Annotated in this window: 20 protein-coding genes; 8 read left to right on the forward strand and 12 right to left on the reverse strand. The window is 67.4% G+C overall.

All coding sequences use genetic code 11. The features are described 5' to 3' along the window. Positions 1-42: 42 nt before the first annotated feature. The 3 genes from GONAM_RS13345 to GONAM_RS13355 all read left to right on the forward strand — a co-directional run bounded on the left by GONAM_RS13345 (position 43) and on the right by GONAM_RS13355 (position 3,252). A complete protein-coding gene (locus tag GONAM_RS13345; protein ID WP_006867280.1) occupies positions 43-726 on the forward strand; it encodes a TerD family protein in 684 nt (227 codons plus the stop codon). A 64-nt stretch (positions 727-790) separates the two neighbouring features. After that, complete coding sequence (locus tag GONAM_RS13350) at positions 791-1,570, forward strand: cyclase family protein (RefSeq protein WP_006867281.1); 780 nt, start codon at positions 791-793, stop codon at positions 1,568-1,570. Between the two features lie 5 nt (positions 1,571-1,575). Continuing rightward, complete coding sequence (locus GONAM_RS13355; protein WP_040536411.1) at positions 1,576-3,252, forward strand: thiamine pyrophosphate-binding protein; 1,677 nt, start codon at positions 1,576-1,578, stop codon at positions 3,250-3,252. An 11-nt stretch (positions 3,253-3,263) separates the two neighbouring features. On the opposite strand, the gene GONAM_RS13360 is transcribed toward GONAM_RS13355, so the two are convergent. From GONAM_RS13360 to GONAM_RS13390, 7 genes are all read right to left on the reverse strand, one after another. Continuing rightward, positions 3,264-4,364: an LLM class flavin-dependent oxidoreductase gene (locus GONAM_RS13360; protein WP_006867283.1), complete on the reverse strand. Its 1,101-nt coding sequence runs from the start codon at positions 4,362-4,364 to the stop codon at positions 3,264-3,266. A gap of 42 nt (positions 4,365-4,406) precedes the next feature. Beyond that, positions 4,407-5,201, reverse strand: a complete 795-nt coding sequence (locus GONAM_RS13365) for a hypothetical protein (RefSeq protein ID WP_051992567.1) — start codon at positions 5,199-5,201, stop codon at positions 4,407-4,409. A 65-nt stretch (positions 5,202-5,266) separates the two neighbouring features. Then, entirely contained in the window at positions 5,267-6,217 is a 951-nt protein-coding gene (gene ppk2, locus GONAM_RS13370) for a polyphosphate kinase 2 (protein WP_040536449.1), read from the reverse strand. A 103-nt stretch (positions 6,218-6,320) separates the two neighbouring features. Then, positions 6,321-6,839, reverse strand: a complete 519-nt coding sequence (locus tag GONAM_RS13375; RefSeq protein ID WP_006867286.1) for a DUF6764 family protein — start codon at positions 6,837-6,839, stop codon at positions 6,321-6,323. Positions 6,840-6,972: 133 nt separating this feature from the next. Then, the gene (locus GONAM_RS13380) at positions 6,973-7,413 is read right to left on the reverse strand and encodes an SRPBCC family protein (RefSeq protein ID WP_006867287.1); all 441 of its coding nucleotides are present in this window, start codon (positions 7,411-7,413) and stop codon (positions 6,973-6,975) included. A 150-nt stretch (positions 7,414-7,563) separates the two neighbouring features. After that, entirely contained in the window at positions 7,564-8,241 is a 678-nt protein-coding gene (locus GONAM_RS13385; RefSeq protein WP_006867288.1) for a DUF4166 domain-containing protein, read from the reverse strand. Between the two features lie 119 nt (positions 8,242-8,360). Next, on the reverse strand, positions 8,361-8,966 hold the full coding sequence (locus tag GONAM_RS13390; RefSeq protein WP_006867289.1) for a TetR/AcrR family transcriptional regulator: 606 nt from the start codon (positions 8,964-8,966) through the stop codon (positions 8,361-8,363). Between the two features lie 108 nt (positions 8,967-9,074). On the opposite strand from GONAM_RS13390, the gene GONAM_RS13395 reads away from it, so the two are divergent. Then, positions 9,075-9,554, forward strand: a complete 480-nt coding sequence (locus tag GONAM_RS13395; protein WP_006867290.1) for a PaaI family thioesterase — start codon at positions 9,075-9,077, stop codon at positions 9,552-9,554. A gap of 6 nt (positions 9,555-9,560) precedes the next feature. On the opposite strand, the gene GONAM_RS13400 is transcribed toward GONAM_RS13395, so the two are convergent. From GONAM_RS13400 to groL, 5 genes are all read right to left on the reverse strand, one after another. Beyond that, positions 9,561-10,373 (reverse strand): tyrosine-protein phosphatase, encoded by an 813-nt coding sequence (locus tag GONAM_RS13400; RefSeq protein WP_006867291.1) that lies wholly within the window; start codon positions 10,371-10,373, stop codon positions 9,561-9,563. A 50-nt stretch (positions 10,374-10,423) separates the two neighbouring features. Beyond that, positions 10,424-11,443: an alpha/beta hydrolase gene (locus GONAM_RS13405; protein ID WP_006867292.1), complete on the reverse strand. Its 1,020-nt coding sequence runs from the start codon at positions 11,441-11,443 to the stop codon at positions 10,424-10,426. A gap of 350 nt (positions 11,444-11,793) precedes the next feature. Next, the gene (locus GONAM_RS13410) at positions 11,794-12,696 is read right to left on the reverse strand and encodes an MSMEG_6728 family protein (protein ID WP_006867293.1); all 903 of its coding nucleotides are present in this window, start codon (positions 12,694-12,696) and stop codon (positions 11,794-11,796) included. 40 nt (positions 12,697-12,736) lie between these two features. Beyond that, positions 12,737-13,381, reverse strand: coding sequence for a DsbA family oxidoreductase (locus GONAM_RS13415; RefSeq protein WP_006867294.1), 645 nt, complete (start codon positions 13,379-13,381; stop codon positions 12,737-12,739). A gap of 133 nt (positions 13,382-13,514) precedes the next feature. Continuing rightward, complete coding sequence (gene groL / locus GONAM_RS13420) at positions 13,515-15,140, reverse strand: chaperonin GroEL (protein ID WP_006867295.1); 1,626 nt, start codon at positions 15,138-15,140, stop codon at positions 13,515-13,517. Between the two features lie 236 nt (positions 15,141-15,376). On the opposite strand from groL, the gene GONAM_RS13425 reads away from it, so the two are divergent. The 4 genes from GONAM_RS13425 to GONAM_RS13440 all read left to right on the forward strand — a co-directional run bounded on the left by GONAM_RS13425 (position 15,377) and on the right by GONAM_RS13440 (position 18,103). After that, complete coding sequence (locus GONAM_RS13425) at positions 15,377-16,285, forward strand: TIGR03621 family F420-dependent LLM class oxidoreductase (protein WP_006867296.1); 909 nt, start codon at positions 15,377-15,379, stop codon at positions 16,283-16,285. Positions 16,286-16,378: 93 nt separating this feature from the next. After that, the gene (locus GONAM_RS13430; RefSeq protein WP_006867297.1) at positions 16,379-17,014 is read left to right on the forward strand and encodes a DUF4178 domain-containing protein; all 636 of its coding nucleotides are present in this window, start codon (positions 16,379-16,381) and stop codon (positions 17,012-17,014) included. Positions 17,015-17,036: 22 nt separating this feature from the next. Continuing rightward, positions 17,037-17,573, forward strand: a complete 537-nt coding sequence (locus tag GONAM_RS13435; protein ID WP_006867298.1) for a DUF2617 family protein — start codon at positions 17,037-17,039, stop codon at positions 17,571-17,573. Next, the gene (locus GONAM_RS13440; protein WP_006867299.1) at positions 17,570-18,103 is read left to right on the forward strand and encodes a DUF4247 domain-containing protein; all 534 of its coding nucleotides are present in this window, start codon (positions 17,570-17,572) and stop codon (positions 18,101-18,103) included. Before GONAM_RS13435 ends, GONAM_RS13440 begins: the two co-directional genes overlap by 4 nt. The last annotated feature ends 20 nt before the right edge of the window (positions 18,104-18,123 follow it).

Below are 18,123 nucleotides of genomic sequence, written 5' to 3' on the forward strand. Positions count from 1 at the left end.
CGACCGACGACGATGCCGCGCACGACGAGATGAGGAAACCCGATGGGGATCGACTACACCAAGCGCCCGAAAGCCCAACCGCCGCAACCTCCGACCCCGCCTGCATCCACCCCGCCGGCCCAGCCGGTGTCACTCTCCAAGATCACGCTGACAAAGTCGGCGCCGAGCATCTCGCTGAGCAAGCAGGGCGCGGCGACCGGCCAGGTGCGCGTGAACCTCAGCTGGACCGCGAACTCCTCCGGCGGCGGCTTCTTCCGCAAGCCCAAGGGCATCGACCTCGACCTCGCCTGCCTGTGGGAGTTCACCGACGGCAGCAAGGGAATTGTCCAGGCGCTGGGCAATTCGTTCCAGGCTCCCCGCGACGGACAGCCGATCATCTACCTCGACGGCGATGACCGTAGCGGCTCCGGCGGCGAGAACATGTACATCGACCTCGCCGCGACCAACCGGATCCGTCGAATCCTGATCTTCGCCTACATCTACGAGGGCACGCCGAACTGGGCCAGTGCCAACGGCGTCGTCACGTTGTCACCGGTCAGCGGCCCGCAGATCGAGGTCCGCCTCGACGAGGCCGACCAGTCCGCCATCTCGTGCGCCATCGCGCTGCTGGAGAACCGCGGCGGCGAACTCGTCATCAACCGCGAGGTGCGCTACATCCGCGGTGCGCAGGACAAGGTCGACGAGGCCTACGGCTGGGGCATGAACTGGCGGGGTGCCCGCAAGTAGCGCCACGGCGGTCGTAGCATCAGTCGCAGTCCGTGAAAAGGACAATCGCGAAAGGACCCCCGCCATGACCGCCACCGCTCTGTCCGGTTTCCTCACCGGCCTCGCCGACGGATCCCTCCGGGTGATCGACCTGACCACCCCGCTGTCCAGCTCGACCCCGGCCCTGCGGTTGCCGGCCCCGTTCGCGAATCTGATCGACTTCAGCCTCGAAGAGGTCAGCGCCTACAACGAACCCGGACCGTACTGGCGGCACAACAACATCCACACCGGTGAGCACATCGGTACCCACCTCGACGCGCCGATCCACTGGATCAGCGGTCGCGACGGTGACGACGTCTCGCAGATCCCGGTGCAGCGGCTGATCGGTCCGGCAGCCGTCCTCGACCTGACCGCGAAGGTCGCCGACAACCCCGACTACCTCCTCGAGGTCTCCGACGTCGAGGCCTGGGAGGCCGAGCACGGTGAACTGTTGCCGGGGGCCTGGCTGCTGCTGCGCACCGGTTGGGAGTCACGCGGCGGGTCGGAGGCCGAGTTCCTCAACACCGACGAGACCGGTTCGCACACCCCCGGCGTCTCGGTCGAATGCGCCGAGTGGCTGGCCACGCAGCGGCAGATCACCGGGCTCGGTGTCGAGACCGTCGGCGTCGACGCCGGTCTCGCAGGCGGTTTCGACCCTGCCTTCCCCGTCCACTACCACTTCCTCGGCAACGACAAGTACGGCCTGACCTCGCTGCGAAACCTCGGTTCGCTGCCCGCCACCGGCGCCGTGGTCGTCGTCAGCCCGCTCCCGATCGTCGGCGGCACCGGCAGCCCGTCGCGGGTCCTCGCCATCGTCGAGAGCTGACCGGCGTGACGAACACAGCGACCACGTACGGTCCCACGGTCGCCGACGTCGTGGGCCGTGTTCTCGCCGACCTGGGGGTCGGCCATGCCTTCGGGGTTGTCGGAAGCGGCAACTTCGTGATGACCAACGCGCTGCGTGCCGGCGGGGTCGGGTTCACCGCAGCACGTCACGAGGGTGGCGCGGCATCCATGGCGGACGCCTACTCCCGCATGTCGGGACGGGTCGGCGTCCTCACCGTGCATCAGGGCTGCGGTCTGACCAACGCGGTCACCGGTATCGGCGAGGCGGCGAAGAGTCGTACTCCGATGATCGTGCTGAGCGCCGACGCCCCGGCTTCCGCACTGCAGTCGAACTTCCGGATCAACCAGGAAGCGCTGGCGACCAGCGTCGGCGCGGTCAGCGACCGCGTCTACGGTCCGACCACCGTCGTCGCGGATGTGACCCGGGCCTACCGGACCGCGGTGACCCGGCGCCGGACCGTCGTCCTCAACGTCGCGATCGACGTGGCCGCGGCGCCCGCCGAGATCACCGGTCCGATCGTCGCTTCGACTGCGGCGCCGCGTGTCCGGCCGGACGCCGCGTCGGTGGCGGCGCTCGTCGACGCCATCCGCGCGGCCCGCCGACCGGTGTTCGTCGCGGGGCGAGGTGGCCGCGATGCGGGTCGGCAGATCGCGGAGCTAGCCGAAGCGAGCGGTGCACTCCTCGCCACGTCGGCCGTGGCCAACGGACTGTTCGAAGGAAAGCCCTTCTCGCTGGGCATCTCCGGCGGTTTCTCGTCGCCGACGGTCGCCGAGCTCATCGGCGATGCGGACCTCATCGTCGGCTGGGGTTGCGCACTCAACATGTGGACCATGCGGCACGGCCGGCTCATCGGCGATCAGACCGTGGTGGCCCAGGTCGATGTAGAGGTCGAGGCGATCGGCGCGCATCGCCCGGCCGACGTCGGCGTGGTCGGTGACTGTGCGGCCACCGCCGCCGATGCCCTCACTGCCCTCTCGTCAAACCCACTGCCGCACAACGGATACCGCACCGCCGAGGTGGCCGACCGGATCGCCCGGTCGGCGCGGTGGCAGGACGTCCCGGTCACCGCCGACCCCGTCGACGGACGGATCGACCCGCGAGCGTTGAGCATCGCCCTCGACGAGATCCTGCCCGCAGACCGCGTCTTGTCGATCGATTCGGGCAACTTCATGGGTTATCCGTCGACGCATCTGTCGGTGCCCGACGAGTTCGGCTTCTGCTTCACGCAGGCCTTCCAGTCGGTCGGCCTCGGACTGGGCACGGCCATCGGCGCGGCGATCGCCCAACCCACCCGGTTACCCGTCCTCGGTACCGGCGACGGCGGGTTCCTCATGGCGATCTCCGAACTGGAAACCGCTGTCCGCCTGGCGCTCCCGCTCGTCGTCATCGTCTACAACGACTCCGCGTACGGCGCCGAGGTGCACCACTTCGGCGATGCCGACATGACGACCGTGACCTTCCCGGAGGTCGACATCGCCGCCATCGCCCGTGGTCACGGCGCGACCGGGGTGACCGTCGCCGGGTTCGACGACCTCGACGAGGTCCGACGCTGGGTCGCCTCACTGGACTCCCCCGAACCGTCCGGGCCGCTCGTCATCGATGCCAAGATCACCAACGACGGCGGATCCTGGTGGCTCGCCGAGGCGTTCGCGGGGCACTGACCCCTCGGGGCTCAGGGAGCGGGGGTGTTCACCCGGATGCCGCGGCTCTCGAGTCGCGGCATCACCTCGGCGGCGAAGTACTCCAGTTCACCTGCGTAGTCGACGAAAGACATGGTGATGCCGTCGAATCCGGCGGCGGCGAACTTGGCGATCTCGTCGGCGACGTCGTCGGGTGTGCCGATCATGGGGCAGGTGCCGTGGCCCGCGGCGAAGCGACTGCGGAAGGTCGCGAGCATCTCCTTGGTGAACGACTGGGCGTGCATGCCCTGCAAGGTCATCAGGTTGTCGACGGCTTCCCAGTCGGCGTTCTCCTCGGCGTAGTAGTGCAGGAATTCCTGCGCCTCCGCGCGAGTCGGGCGGCACACCACATGGGTGGGTGAGACGACGCCGGCGGTGCGGCCGAGTGCCGCGGAGTCCGCGCGGATCGCCTTGACGACGTCGGCGCCCTCTTCCGGACTACCGACGATGGTGAACACCAGGTCCGCGTTGCGGGCCGCGAAAGCCTTTCCCTGCGCACTGGAACCGGCATTGAGAACCGGGACCCGGCCACCGCCCGGCTTGGGCGCCCCCTCGAGCCCACGCAAATTCCAGAACCTGCCCTCGTGGTCCCAGCGTCCCTCACGCGACCAGAGGTCGGCGACGATGTCGAACCACTCCTGGGCCATCTCGTATCGCGCGTCGTGGTCGGTGGGCAACTCCGAACCCATCGCCTCGTACTCGGGCTGGTTCCAGCCCGCCACCACGTTGAGGCCGGCGCGCCCGGGGGCCACCTGGTCCATCGTCGCGATCTGCTTGGCGGTCACGACCGGATGGTTGAACGCGGTGTGCACGGTGGCGAAGGCCCGCAGCCGCGTCGTCGTCGCAAGGATGGCGGTGGCCCACGGGATCGGCTCCAGCACGCTCTCGTGGAAGTTCGTCTCCCCGCCGTAACCGATCCACCGGGCGATCGGCAGCACGAAGTCGATACCGACCTCGTCGGCGATCCGCGCGAGCCGCAGGTTGTCCTCCCAGGACGCCGACCATCGCTCGGGGATCTTGGTGACGGCGAGACCGCCGGAACAGTTGGCGGAGAACAGTCCCAGCTGGAAACGCTCGGTACCGGTCGTCGACATGGGGAGCACTCTTTCTTGTTCGAGGAGTTGCGAGATCGGCGTCTATCGCCGACCCGCGAAGATCATCCGGCCGATGAACCCCACGACGATCATCGCGACGCCCACCCCGCCGACGATCAGCGCGACCTGGGTGAGATCGGAGTAGGCCCCGTCGATGATCAGTTCGGCCACCTGCCGACCGGAGGATTCGGCGCCGGCGACCTCCTGCTTGGCGCGGTCGGCGAAGAACAGGCCGATGGCCCAGCTCGCCACCGCGGCCGCGACGGCGCCAAACCCGAGCCAGGCGAAGACCGTGCCACGGCGGTGGGCGAGCAGGAGGGCGAGGAGTCCCGTGATGACCGCGACCGCTGCCGAAATCCGGGCGAGCACGGTGATCTGGTTGCCGACCTCGGCGTATCTACCGGCCTCCAGACCCGAAGCGCCGTTGGTCAATTCGACGACGACCGGGCCCGAGATCGCGTTCGGGGTGCCGGTCAGGTTGAGGGCCCGGTTGATCATCGCGGTGATGTCGAGTTGCATGACCGACGTGTCCTCGCCCGGTGCGGGTTCGGTGAACAGCCAGGCGTGCTGCTGTCCGACGACGTCGGCGAAGTCGAGGCGGAACTGCTCGCTGTCGGTGTACTGCGCGGCCAGGGGACGCACCAGCGCACCCGCGATCGGGAGATCGGTGCGAGCGGTGGCCTGGGCGGCGATCTCGTCGGCGAGGTAGTCCTTCACCTTCTGGTTCTCGGCCATCGGCGCGACGGTCGAGACGAATCCGTCCTGGTCGACGATGCGCAGGTCCAGCCACAGGGCCGGGACCGCGAGCACGGTCGCCGCCATCGCGACAAGCGTCATCAGAGCACTGAGAAAGCTTCGCACCCCACGAGGCTACCGAGCCCCCGACCGCTGCTTCCTGCCCGCTACTCCCCGACGACGTCGGCGGCACGTCCGACGATCAGCGGGTCCGGCCGGCCGACGAAGTCGTGGTTCTTGCCGTCGTACTCGAAGAGGCTGAGCACGTGTCGCATCGCGTTGATGCGGGCGCGCTTCTTGTCGTTGGACTTCACCACCGTCCACGGCGCGTGGTCGGTGTCGGTGGCGGCGAACATCGCCTCCTTGGCCTCGGTGTAGGAGTCCCACTTGTCGAGCGAGGCGAGGTCCATCGGCGAGAGCTTCCACTGCCGGACGGGATCGATCTGGCGGATGGCGAACCGGGTGCGCTGTTCGAGCGGGGTCACCGAGAACCAGAACTTGACCAGGTTGATGCCGTCGTCGACGAGCATCTTCTCGAAGGCCGGGACCTGCGACATGAACTGCGTGTACTGCTGCGGATTGCAGAAACCCATGACGCGTTCGACGCCGGCCCGGTTGTACCAGGAGCGGTCGAAGAAGACCATCTCGCCGCCGGCCGGGAGGTGCTGGACGTAGCGCTGGAAGTACCACTCGGTCGCCTCGCGCTCGCTCGGCTTCTCCAGGGCGACCACGCGTGCTCCGCGCGGGTTGAGGTGTTCGTTGAAGCGTTTGATCGTGCCGCCCTTGCCGGCGGCGTCGCGACCCTCGAAGACCAGCAGATGCCGTTGCCCGGTCTGCTTGGACCACTTCTGGAGCTTGAGCAACTCGATCTGAAGGCGACGTTTGGTGACCTCGTACTCGCGCCGGCTCATGCGCTCTTCGTACGGATAGTCCTGACGCCACGTGTCGACCACGTTGCGATGCGGCAGCGTCAGCAGGACCGGGTCGTCGTCATCGTCGTCGTTCACGGTGAACTGCGTGACGTCGTGCAGGTCGACGAGTTGCTGGAGCGCCTCTCGTCCGTTCAGGACACTGAAGTCCGGGCCGACGTGGGAGTCTGCGTCGTGGAGGTCGGTCACGATCCCCACGATAGGACGGCCGGGTGGACCACGCCCGACGCGCCGGTGAACGACGCGCCGCGTCGGGCGGGATCGGTCTCAGATCGGCGGACGAACCGACCGGTCAGTTGCGCAGATCGATGGAACCCGAGTGCAGGCAGGCTTTTCCGGTGGTCGAATCGACAGCCGCCGCGAAGCCGCCGCTGCACACCGCGCCGTCGGGTCCGGCGTAGGCCTGACCTCCCCAGCCGCCGATCGCGACGGTGGTACCGCCACGCCGTGCCTGCGCGATCGACAGCGCCTTGGGACCGGTGGTCACCGAGTACGCCACGCCGCGCGAGTTGGCTCCCGCCAGGGCCGACGATCCCGGCTGGAGGTTGTACGACGAGGCGTTGCCGCCGTTGTCCGACACGGAGATCGCGGTGCCGTTGCCACTGCGGTCCTCAGCGGTCGCCCGGCTACCCGGTCCGGCCTTGGCGCCACAACCGCTCGCACCCACGACCCGTTCGATCTGGTGCCCGTTCGACACCGTGCACTGAACAGCCGACGCAACCCCTTCACCGGACAACCCGGCGAATGCGACACAACCGGCGCCGCCCGCCAGGAAGACCAACGCCCGGACGGCAAATTTGTTCATTTTCAAGGGATTTGGCCTCCATGATGCAACGGCTCGGCTGATGACGATCCCAGGGTACCCGCGGCCTGCGCGGGCCACCCGCGGGATCGGCGGGTCTACACGTTCGGATGACGCCGGCCCGGTTCTAACGCGGTTCGGATCAGCCGGCAGCGCGCTTCTCCGCCTCGGCGGTGAGCCCCTTGCGGGCGGTGTCGACGGCCATCTTCTGCGCCCGCTTCACGATCAGCCCGGGGAGTTTGATCTTGAGGTCCACGGCCAGGTCGAAATGCACACGCGAGCCCTTGTCGGTGGCGGTGACGGTGTACTTCCCGTGTTGTTCGCTGAGCTGATTCGATTCGAGCAGGTGCCACTCGCAGGTCGTGTCGGTCCACTCGTAGGTGCAGGTCTGCTCGTCGGAGATGCCGGCCGCGGTGACCACCATGCGCACCGTCTTCGGAGTGCCGTCGTCGTACTCGTCGACGATCTCGGCCTCCTTGTGGGGGCCCGACCAATCCGGGAGGGACTCGATGTCCATGAGTACTTCCATCACCACCGAGGCCGGGGCGGATACGTCGAATTCGATGTTCGCGGAGACTGCCATGGGGGTGAACCTACCGTCCGGCTTCCGCGGGCACACACCGAACCGCGCTCCGGCGAGATCCGTGCTGGTCGGGCGACCCGGGACGCCCCCACAGGGACGCGGAGGGGAGTCAGCCCTCCCGGGACGCCCCCACAGGGACGCGGAGGGGAGTCAGCCCTCCCGGTCGACGAGATTCACCGGCCACGCCTCGTCGGGGATGTCGCGCAGTGTGCACGCCTGGTCCACGGCGGTGAACCATCCACGGAAATGCATGATCTCGCCGATGACCGGGTTCCGTACCGTCATGTCGCAACGGAAGCGTTCGCGCTTTTCGTCCCATCCCTCGATGTACTTCATCTGCGCGGTGAAGAGGCCCTTCATGCCCACCTTCGGTCCACGTCCCAGCCACCGCATCGGCCCGCTCTCGAGGAGCAGCTCGCCGGCCGGGGTCACCGACGGCTGGATCGGATAGAGGAACTCGGGTCCGTCGCCGAAGTAGTCGACGAGGCCGGTGTGTCCCGCGACGAGGAGGGAGTTGAGCTTGCGCGGACCGGTCGTGTACTGGAAGGTCCGCAGCACCGCCAGGGATTCGCGCTCGAGTTCGTCGACGTAGCAGTAGTAGGCCTGGGTGAACGGGACCATCCGACTGGTTTTGGACGGCAGGGCGTTCCGCTTGGCGTAATGCCAGAGAGCCGGCGGGGGCATCGCCGACGACACGTACACCGACTCGTACATCCCGTGGCAGATCTGGGCGACTCCGGAGGTGGAGTCGATGCCGTAACGCCAGGCGACGTTGGGATGGAGGCGGTCGAAGTCCGAGCCCAGCACATGCCGGAAGACCGGCGTCATCGCGTCCCCTCCCGAACTCGGCCCAGCGTCGTTTTCACGGCGTACTGCCACCGAGGTGGCGCCACCGTGAACCTACTACGGAGCTCGCCACAAGCCAACGGCGTAAGGGCGACAAGCGCCTACCGGTAGACCGCCGCATCGCAGAGCGCGGCCAGTTCGGCGATCACACGATCGAGCGGGTCGACGCTGCGTTGCGTCTGGCACAGTGCAACCGCTCCCTCGATGGCGGCCACGATCAGATTCGCCAGCGAATCGGCGCGTTCACTGTCCACGCCGTCGACGACGAGCCGGGCGGTGATGAGATCGGACCAGCGACGGAGGATCTCGGCTGCGGCGTCGGCCACCTGGGGCTCGCCCCTCCGTGCCAGGCCGCCGGCGATGACCGGGCAGCCGAACTGAAAGTCGGTGTTGACCAGCATGCGCCGCCAGACGCCGCCTATCTCGCGAACCGTCTCAGCAGGGGTGAGGGTGGCCCGCCGCGCGAGCCGCTCGGCGATGAAGTCTCCCGCGTACTGGACCGCCTCGGTCATGAGCTGCGTCTTGCCGCCGGGGAAATGGTGGTAGATGGACCCGCGGGGCGCGGCACTCGCGGAGATGACGTCGCCGATAGAGGTCGCGGCGACGCCGTCGCGGCCGATCAGATCAGCGGCGTGGACGATCATCCGTTCCCGGGGGCCACGCTCATCCGATCCGGAGATGACGGATTCGGCGGAATGCGGCGCCATGACCTGCTCCTTCATCTCGTTCCGGGTGGTCTATGCAACTATACATAGCCGCGCGGCTCCGAACGCGCGACCAAGCAAGTATGCAGGTCTTCATAAGTGTCGGCTTCTATGCAACCATGCATAGTCATGACGACTTCCACCGAATCCACCGATCCGACCGCCATGTCCGGTCTGGAACTGCTGCGCGCCTGGCAGGAGGGCGGGGCCGGTACCGACAGGCCGAGCATCGGCCGACTCCTGGGCATGGTTCCCAAACAGATCGAGGAGGGCACGGTGACCTTCGCGGTGACCCCGCAGCCCGATTTCGCCAATCCGCTCGGCACCGTCCACGGCGGAATCTGCGCGACCCTGCTCGACTCGGTCATGGGCTGTGCGGTCCACACGACGCTTCCGGCCGGCGTCGGCTACACCACGCTCGAACTGAAGGTGAACTACATCCGTACCGTCGCCGTCGACGCCGGTGAGCTGACCGGCGTCGGCACCGTCATCCACGCCGGACGCACCACGGCCACGGCCGAGGGAAAGGTGTACTCCGACGACGGGAAACTGGTCGCGCACGGCACGACCACATGCATCGTCTTCCGGTAGACCCGATCAGCCCTCGACGAGGAAACGCTCGCGGATCTTGTCCTGCTCGCGGGTACCGATGCCGAGCGCCTCGCTGAAATACCCCTCGATGCCCCCGAACCGGGTCCGGACCTCGTCGAAGGCCGCGTCGAGGTAACCCGCGTCGACACCGAGCACCCCGACGAGGAGCTGCGGGTCGCCGCCCGCAGCCGCGAAACCGTCGAAGATGTGTTTCAGCGCCGGGATGAGCCGCTCGTTGGTGAGCAGGTAGTCGCGGTAGACGTCCTCCTTCCCCACGCCGACGAGGGTGAGGAATGCGGCGGCGGCCCAGCCGGTGCGGTCTTTGCCGGTCGTGCAGTGGAAGAGGATCGGGCTCGGTGCGTCGCCGAGAAGTCCGCGATAGAACTCCGAATAGGCGGCCGTCGCGCTCGGCAGGGTGATCATCTCGCGGTAGGTGCCCGAGATCATCTCCCGCGCCTTACCACCGGCCAGGACCTTGTCGGCCTGGGCGACCACGGCCGGATCCGCGAGTACGGCACCGATGTTGGCCGGGATCGACATCTGCGCATCGGCCAGCACATCGAGCCCGATCTCGGTGACATCGGGCAGGGACGGGTCCGGGATGGCCTCCCTTTCGTGCACCGACCGGAGGTCGTACACCGTGCGGAGGCCGAGCGCCTCGAGCGCGGCGACGTCGGAGTCGGCGAGCGACGAGAAGTCCGTCGACCGGAACAGCAGCCCGGACCGCACCACTCGCCCGTCGGCGGTCCGCCAGCCGCCGAGGTCACGCAGATTCGGGAGGCTGCCGATCGGGCTCGGCGCACCGGGTGTCACAGTCACGCGACACATCGTTGCAGATGAACACGCCTCATCAGAGCCCAGCCGGCCGATCAGCGGGTCAGAGCCCGCTCGAGCATCGGCCACGACTTTGCCAGCTGGTCCTGCCAATACGGCCAGGAATGCGTCCCGGGCTCGTAGTCGAAGGTGGCAGGGATGCGCAGTTGCTTGAGCCTCTTGTCGAGGTTCTGCGTGCAGTAATAGGTCGCCGCCTCGAGTGGGCCGCCCACACCGACGATCCTGGCGTACTCGGCCACGTCGCCGTCGATCGCCTCGTTCGCCAAGCGATCGTGCCTCCCGGGCAGGCCGGTGCCGCTGCTGACATAGATCGCCTTGCCACGGAGTTTGTGAGCGTTGATCACGGGGTCGTGATCACGCCAGCCCGGACCACCGACCGGCCCCCACATGTTCCTGACGTCTCCCCTTTCGCCGACCACCGCCTGGACGGCCAACTGACCGAGCCGGGTGGAAGTCTCGGCGCATCCGCTGTACGCAGCCACCGTGCGGTAGAGATCCGGCGCACTCTCGGCCAGAGCGAGCACCGATGTTCCTGCCATGGAGATCCCGGCAATGCCGTTGGCCCCGCTACCGTTCACCTTCTGGTCGATGACCGGAGGCAGCTCCCTGGTGAGGAACGTCGTCCATTTGTTGATACCGAAGTTGGGATCGACCTTCACCCAATCCGTGTAATAGCTGTAGCCGCCGCTCATCGGCACCACGATGTTCACGTTCTTGTCGGCCGCGAACTTGACGATGTCGGTCTGTACGAACCAGTGCGCGTCACCCTCCCCGCCACCGGAGCCGTTGAGCAGGTAGAGCGTCGGACGGGGCACCGACGTGTCCGCCGCGACGAGCACGCGAACCGGCACATCACGGTTCATCGACGGTGAGTGCACGGTCAGGTCAAGGGCCCGTCCTTCCGCCATCGCTCGGGCGAGCAGGTCGGCCCGCTCCGCTTTCACCCCGGTATCTGCCACCGCGGTGGCAGAAATCGCCAGCGAGAGAACGACTACGATGACTGCGGCAAAAGCCCGAACCGTTCGCCGCTGGAGGTTTCCGCGCGTCACGGACATCTCCGTCCCTTCATATGTCGTAAAACGTCGTATCTGCCCGACAACAGATTCCCAACGCTCAGGTATCGATCCGAATACTTCGCGACGATACTCACCCGCAACGACAACAACGGTTTCTTCCGCGTTTTCGACACGATTCGCCGGTCTGTCATCGCGAAATAACGTTCGGCAATCATGAATTCGTGATCATTAGGACAATTGTCCATCTCCGACGAAATCGTTGTGACCGGGGATTCTGCTAATCAGTCAGTCAACGCTGAGATAGATTCCACAGAAATGTCTCACCGTTCCCTGCGCGTGCCGGCGAAGAAATTTCGACCGATCGGACGACCCCACGGTGTGTCGCCTTTCTAGGCGTTCACCTGGACCGGGAACATCCTTCGTGGATTCTGCAGGAGTGCAGGCGGGATCACCGACGACCGTGCCACCGTGCCGGTCCACCGAACACGCCGTCGATGGGGAGCGAGAGTCTTTCCACGCCTGGTGAACTCGTATTCGCTCTCGACGACCCCGAGCGGGAGCACCGTCGGGTCGTCGGCATCGACGACTGCCACCTCGTCGCCGGGAGTCAGGTCGTCGACGAAGGACGCCAGTACGCGGAGGTCCTTGCCCGGTCGCCGTCCCGGGCTGCACTCCTTGAGCAGGGCGCGCAGCCCGTCGGCAGTGGCCGTCGCGGCGTCGACGTCGACACCGGACTCGGTTCCGAGGCCGACGATGTCGCGCCGACGGAACTCGTCGAACTGCTCCTTCGATGACGGCCGGATGATCCACACCGTGCGATCACGGTCATTCCGGTCCGGCGCCGCTTCCGGCGGTTCGGGCCAGAAATACGGGAGGTCGTCGGCGACGTCGCCGAACTCAGCGACGTAGAAGTCGGGATCCTTGCGCAGCAACGCCGACCGATGGCTCCGATGGAGGCGGTCGTCGCCCAGCCACGGCGGCATCAGACCGGCGTCGGCGAGATCCGACTGGGAGGCGCCCACCACCTCCGGTGCGAACTCGGCGATCATCGCAGCGGTGGTGTCCGCGCGTCCCTCACGACGCCAGACGTCGACGAAGGCCAGGCCATAGGAGACGAGAGCGGGAGTGTGCCCGCGCCACATCGTGACCGCCGGGTGGTTGCCCCAGCCGTAGTCGAACAGCTCCAGGGCACGCAGGATCTGCAGGGTCTCCACCCGCTGCTTGCCCAGCCGCGCGGGATCGAGGGCCTCGGCGGACCGCCGGAAGTCCGGGTAGGGCAGGAACGTCTGCATCGAAGGTGCCTACCCAAACCCGGCAGTTCGCACACGAGGATCAGTCGGCGTGCACCTTTTCCAGGACCTGGGTGAAGGTCTCGGCGGGCTGCGCGCCGGACACGCCGTATCTGCCGTTGAAGACGAAGAACGGGACGCTGCTGATCCCGTAGGCGCGCGCCTGGTCGATGTCGGCGGCGACCGCCTCGGCATGGTCGCCGGATTCGAGCGCCGCGAGCACGGCGTCGCGGTCCAACCCGACCTCCGCGGCCAGGTCGGCGAGATCGGCGGGCCTGCCGACGTGCCGCCCCTGCTCGAAGTACGCCTGGAACAGCCGTTCCGCCAACTCCGACTGCTTGCCGTGGGCGCGCGCGAAGTGCAGCGCCTCGTGAGCCTTGAAGGTCTTGGTGTGCCGGAGGTTGTCGAAGTCGTAGTCGAGGCCGACGTCGGCCGCGATCCCGCGGACCTGCTCGAGCATCCCCTCGACCTGGGCGGCGGGCATTCCCTTGTGCCGGACCAGGAAGTCGATCTCCGAGCCCTCGAAGTCGACCGGCGTGTCCGGTGCGAGTTCGTAGCTGCGGTAGGTCACCTCGACGTCGTCACGTCCGGCGAACTCGGCGAGACCCGCCTCGAAGCGGCGCTTCCCGATGAAGCACCAGGGGCAGGCGATGTCGGACCAGATGTCGACGGTGATGGGAGAAGCCATGTGGTCTTCAACCCCCTTCTGTCGCGCGCCATTCCGGCCGACGACTCGAACACGGACAGACGAAACCGGCCCACTCCGCAAGGGAGTGGGCCGGTTCGTGTGCTGTAGAGCTGGTGGAGCTAGAGGTTCTGGATCAGAAGCCCATGCCGCCCATCTCGTCGGCGCCCGGCATGGCCGGTGCGGCGTTCTTCTCCGGCTTGTCGGCGACGACGGCCTCGGTGGTGAGGAACAGAGCCGCGATCGAGGCTGCGTTCTGCAGCGCCGAGCGGGTGACCTTCACCGGGTCGTTGATGCCGGCGGCCAGCAGGTCCTCGTACTCACCGGTGGCGGCGTTGAGGCCGGTGCCGGTGGGCGAGTTCAGGACCTTGTCGGCGACGACGCCCGGCTCGAGGCCGGCGTTGACGGCGATCTGCTTGGCCGGAGCCGAGAGAGCGACGCGGACGATGTTGGCGCCGGTGGCCTCGTCACCCTCGAGCGAGAGTGCGTCGATGGCCGGCTCCGACTGGAGCAGGGCCACGCCACCACCGGCGACGATGCCCTCTTCGACGGCAGCCTTGGCGTTGCGCACGGCATCTTCGATGCGGTGCTTGCGCTCCTTGAGCTCGACCTCGGTGGCCGCGCCCGCCTTGATGACCGCAACACCGCCGGCCAGCTTGGCCAGGCGCTCCTGCAGCTTCTCACGGTCGTAGTCGGAGTCGCTGTTCTCGATCTCGCCACGGATCTGGGCCACGCGACCGGCGATGGCGTCGGGATCGCCCGCGCCCTCGACGATGGTGGTCTCGTCCTTGGTGACGACGACCTTGCGAGCGGTACCGAGCAGCTCGATGCCGGCGCCCTCGAGGGACAGGCCGACCTCTTCGCTGATGACCTCGCCACCGGTGAGGATGGCGATGTCGGCCAGCATGGCCTTGCGGCGGTCACCGAAGCCCGGAGCCTTGACGGCGACGGACTTGAAGGTGCCCTTGAGCTTGTTGACGACCAGGGTCGAGAGGGCTTCGCCCTCGACGTCCTCGGCGATGATCAGCAGCGGCTTGCCGGCCTGGATGACCTTCTCCAGCAGCGGCAGCAGGTCCTTGATGGTCGAGACCTTGCCCGAGACGAGCAGGATGTACGGGTCGTCGAGGACGGCTTCCTGACGGTCGGCGTCGGTGACGAAGTACCCCGAGATGTAGCCCTTGTCGAAGCGCATGCCCTCGGTGAGCTCGAGCTGCAGGCCGAAGGTGTTGGACTCCTCGACCGTGATGACGCCTTCCTTGCCGACCTTGTCCATCGCCTCGGCGATGAGCTCGCCGATCGAGGGGTCGCCGGCCGAGATGCCCGCGGTGGCAGCGATCTGCTCCTTGGTCTCGACCTCCTTGGCGCTCTTCAGCAGCGACTCGGTGACAGCCTCGACGGCCTTCTCGATGCCGCGCTTCAGACCCAGCGGGTTGGCGCCGGCAGCGACGTTGCGCAGACCCTCACGGACGAGAGCCTGTGCCAGGACGGTGGCGGTGGTGGTTCCGTCGCCCGCGACATCGTCGGTCTTCTTGGCGACTTCCTTGACCAGCTCGGCGCCGATCTTCTCGTAGGGATCCTCCAGCTCGATCTCCTTGGCGATGGAAACACCATCGTTGGTGATCGTGGGGGCGCCCCACTTCTTCTCCAGAACGACGTTGCGACCCTTGGGTCCCAACGTCACCTTGACGGCGTCGGCGAGGCTGTTGAGGCCCCGCTCGAGGCCGCGACGGGCCTCTTCGTCGAACGCGATTTGCTTGGCCATGGGTAAGTGATCCTCCGAAGGGGGTGACACTAGGTTCGTATGGCCGGAACTCGGTGCCCGCGACGGACGACCGGTGTGTCATTCGGTACCGATCTCACCGTCCCGACCTGGCACTCACAGCTCGCGAGTGCCAACGTCCGTTTTAGCACTCGCCCCTGGCGAGTGCAAGGTCGCACCGGCCCGGACTCCACCGCATCCACCTGGCCGGCCGCCGAGCCCCTGGCTAGGTTGTGGACATGTCTCTCGCGAACAGGCCGTTCCGGTTCGGGGTCAACATGCTCGCCGTGGACACCAGCTCGTCCTGGAAAGAGCGCGCGCGGCACGTCGAACAGCTCGGCTTCGACGTCCTGCTGGTCCCGGACCACCTCGGCATCCCGAGCCCCTGGCCTGCACTCGCGACGGCGGCCGCCGCGACCGAACGACTCCGCGTGGGCCCGTTCGTCCTCAACGCGGCGTTCACCAACCCGGCGCTGCTCGCCCGCGATGTGGCGACCGTCGACCAGCTCTCCGACGGTCGCGTCGAGCTCGGACTGGGCACCGGCTACGTCAAAGAGGAGTTCGAGTCGGCCGGAATCGAATTCCGGCCGGCGGGCCGCCGCGTCGATCACCTGGCCGAGACGGTGACCCGGGTTACGTCGCTGCTGAACGATCCCGGCCACACGCCGCGCCCCGTCCAGGAGCGCGTGCCGCTACTCCTCGGCGGGAACGGCGACCGGGTGCTCCGGATGGCCACCGAGCAGGCCGACATCGTCGGGTTCACCGCGGCGCGGACGGGACGTGACGGCGATCTGGAACCGTTGCCGGCGGCCGAGTTCGACGAACGGGTCGCCTTCGCCCGCGCCGCGGCCGGCGCCCGGGCAGACGACATCGAATGGAATCTGCTGATGCAGATCGTCGTGGTCACCGACGACCCGGGGACGGTCGTCGACGAGCTGATCGCGAAATACGGGCTGACGATGGAGCCCGACGAGTTCGCCGGACTCCCGTCGGTCCTGATCGGCTCGGCGTCGGACATCGCCGCACGGCTCGTGAGGCTGCGGGACCGCACCGGGATCAGCTACATCACGGTTCTCGAACCGGTACTCGAGCAGTTCGCACCGGTGATCGACCTGCTGCGCGACGTCGATGCCCGCGCGGACTGGTGACGTCGTCATTCACCTCGGCGTCATCGATTCCGGGGTCATTCACCTCGCCGAACCCGGCTGACGGCACCGGAGTATCCGGATAGTGTCGGCGAAGTGGAGTTCCTGCTGATCATCGTCGTGGCCCTGCTCGCGATCATCGCGGTGGTCGCCATCTTCAACTACCTGGGCAACCGCAAGGCCCGCCAAGCCGAGGCGGACGCCCTCCGCAACCGCACGTACCGGCCCGGGGACCCGTTCTCCTCTGCCGACGACGACTCCGTCTACGGCGACCCACGCCAACTCAAGCCCGGCGACCTCGTCGAGCTGCGCGGCGAGACCTATGCGGTCCGCGGCACCGTGCGGCTGACCCAGGACGGATACACCTGGACAGAGAACTTCCTCGACACGGGACTCGGCAGCAAGGCCTGGATCTCGGTCGAAGACGATCCCGACCTCGAGGTCGTGCTGTGGCATGAACTGTCCGGCGTCGTCGTCGAGCCCGGACCCGGCACGGTCGAGGTCGACGGCCGCCGCTACCACTCCGAGGAGGCCGGCACCGCCCGGTTCACCTCGGCGGGCACCACCGGCGTCGCAGCGTCGGGCCGGATGGCCTACCACGACTATCAGGCCGGCAACGAGCGGTTGTCGTTCGAGGACTACGGCAGCGGTTGGGAATGTGCGCGCGGCGAACTCCTCACCCGCGCCGACTACCGCATCTTCCCCAGCAACCCCTCCGACCAGAACATCTGAGCGGCGAAGGACTGCGAGACACATGTCAGAACAGCCCGGCGCAACTGTCGCCCACCTTCCCGTCGCATACGCGGACACGAGCGCCGACCAGCTCGGTTTCTCGCTCGACGCCCCGCTGCAGGAGCCGCTCGCCCGGGAGGACGGGGAGATCGACGGCATCACGGTGTCGGTCCGCCTACTGGGCGCGAGCCATCAGGTCGTCGTCGACGACGGCGCCCAGCGCATCTGCGAGACCGTCGCATGCCTGCCCGACGTGAGCTCGGCGCTGCCGGAGACCTTCCAGCAGAGCGGTTATCTCTTCAGCTCCCGCATCGAGCGTGCCACCGACGATCAGATGGCCGCGCTCGTCGAACAACTCGGAGTCCGCGTCACCGAACAGATGGCGTCGGGGAACCCGAGCGTGATGGGTGTGTTCCCCGGCAACCCCCACGCGGTGACCGCGATCGTCTCCGAATCGACGGCCGAACAGATCTCGTGGCACACCTGGCACACCTATCCGCAGGCCGGTGACGTGGTCATCACGACCAGCGTGATCCACCGCGGAGCGATGCGCGCATGACATATCCGCCCCCGCCCGGCCAACCGCAGCCCGACCCGCGCCGCCGGCTCAACCGCATCCGCAACATCATCATCGGCGTCATCGTGGTGATCACGATCTTCGCGCTGCTCGGCGCGTGCGGCGCCCGTGCCCTGCGTGGCGGGCTGGGCGGGTCGGCACGCGACTTCATCTCCCAGAACTACGAACGCAATACCGCCCTGGACGAGGGGGACGTGGACGCCTACGTCGCCGAGGGCACCCCCACCGAGGTCGCCGAGGACATCCGTGACGCCGAACGCCCCACCGATCAGCGCGCCGGCGCATCGGGGACGGGCAATGTCGCGGGCACCCAGTTCCTCCAGTACCGCGACTACATGGTCGCCCTGTTCCCCTACGCCGCCAACCAGACCCGCGTGATGCTGAGCCGTGACTACCGGTCGGGTTACAACCGGTACCACAACTACGTCGGCGCCTTCTGGGTTCCGACGCCGGGTTATTCCGGCAGCGGCAGCAGCAATCGCGGTGGCGGCAGTGGAGGTGGCGGCAAGTGACGCCCGGACCCCAGTTCTCG

Source organism: Gordonia namibiensis NBRC 108229, assembly GCF_000298235.1.
GTDB lineage: Bacteria > Actinomycetota > Actinomycetes > Mycobacteriales > Mycobacteriaceae > Gordonia > Gordonia namibiensis.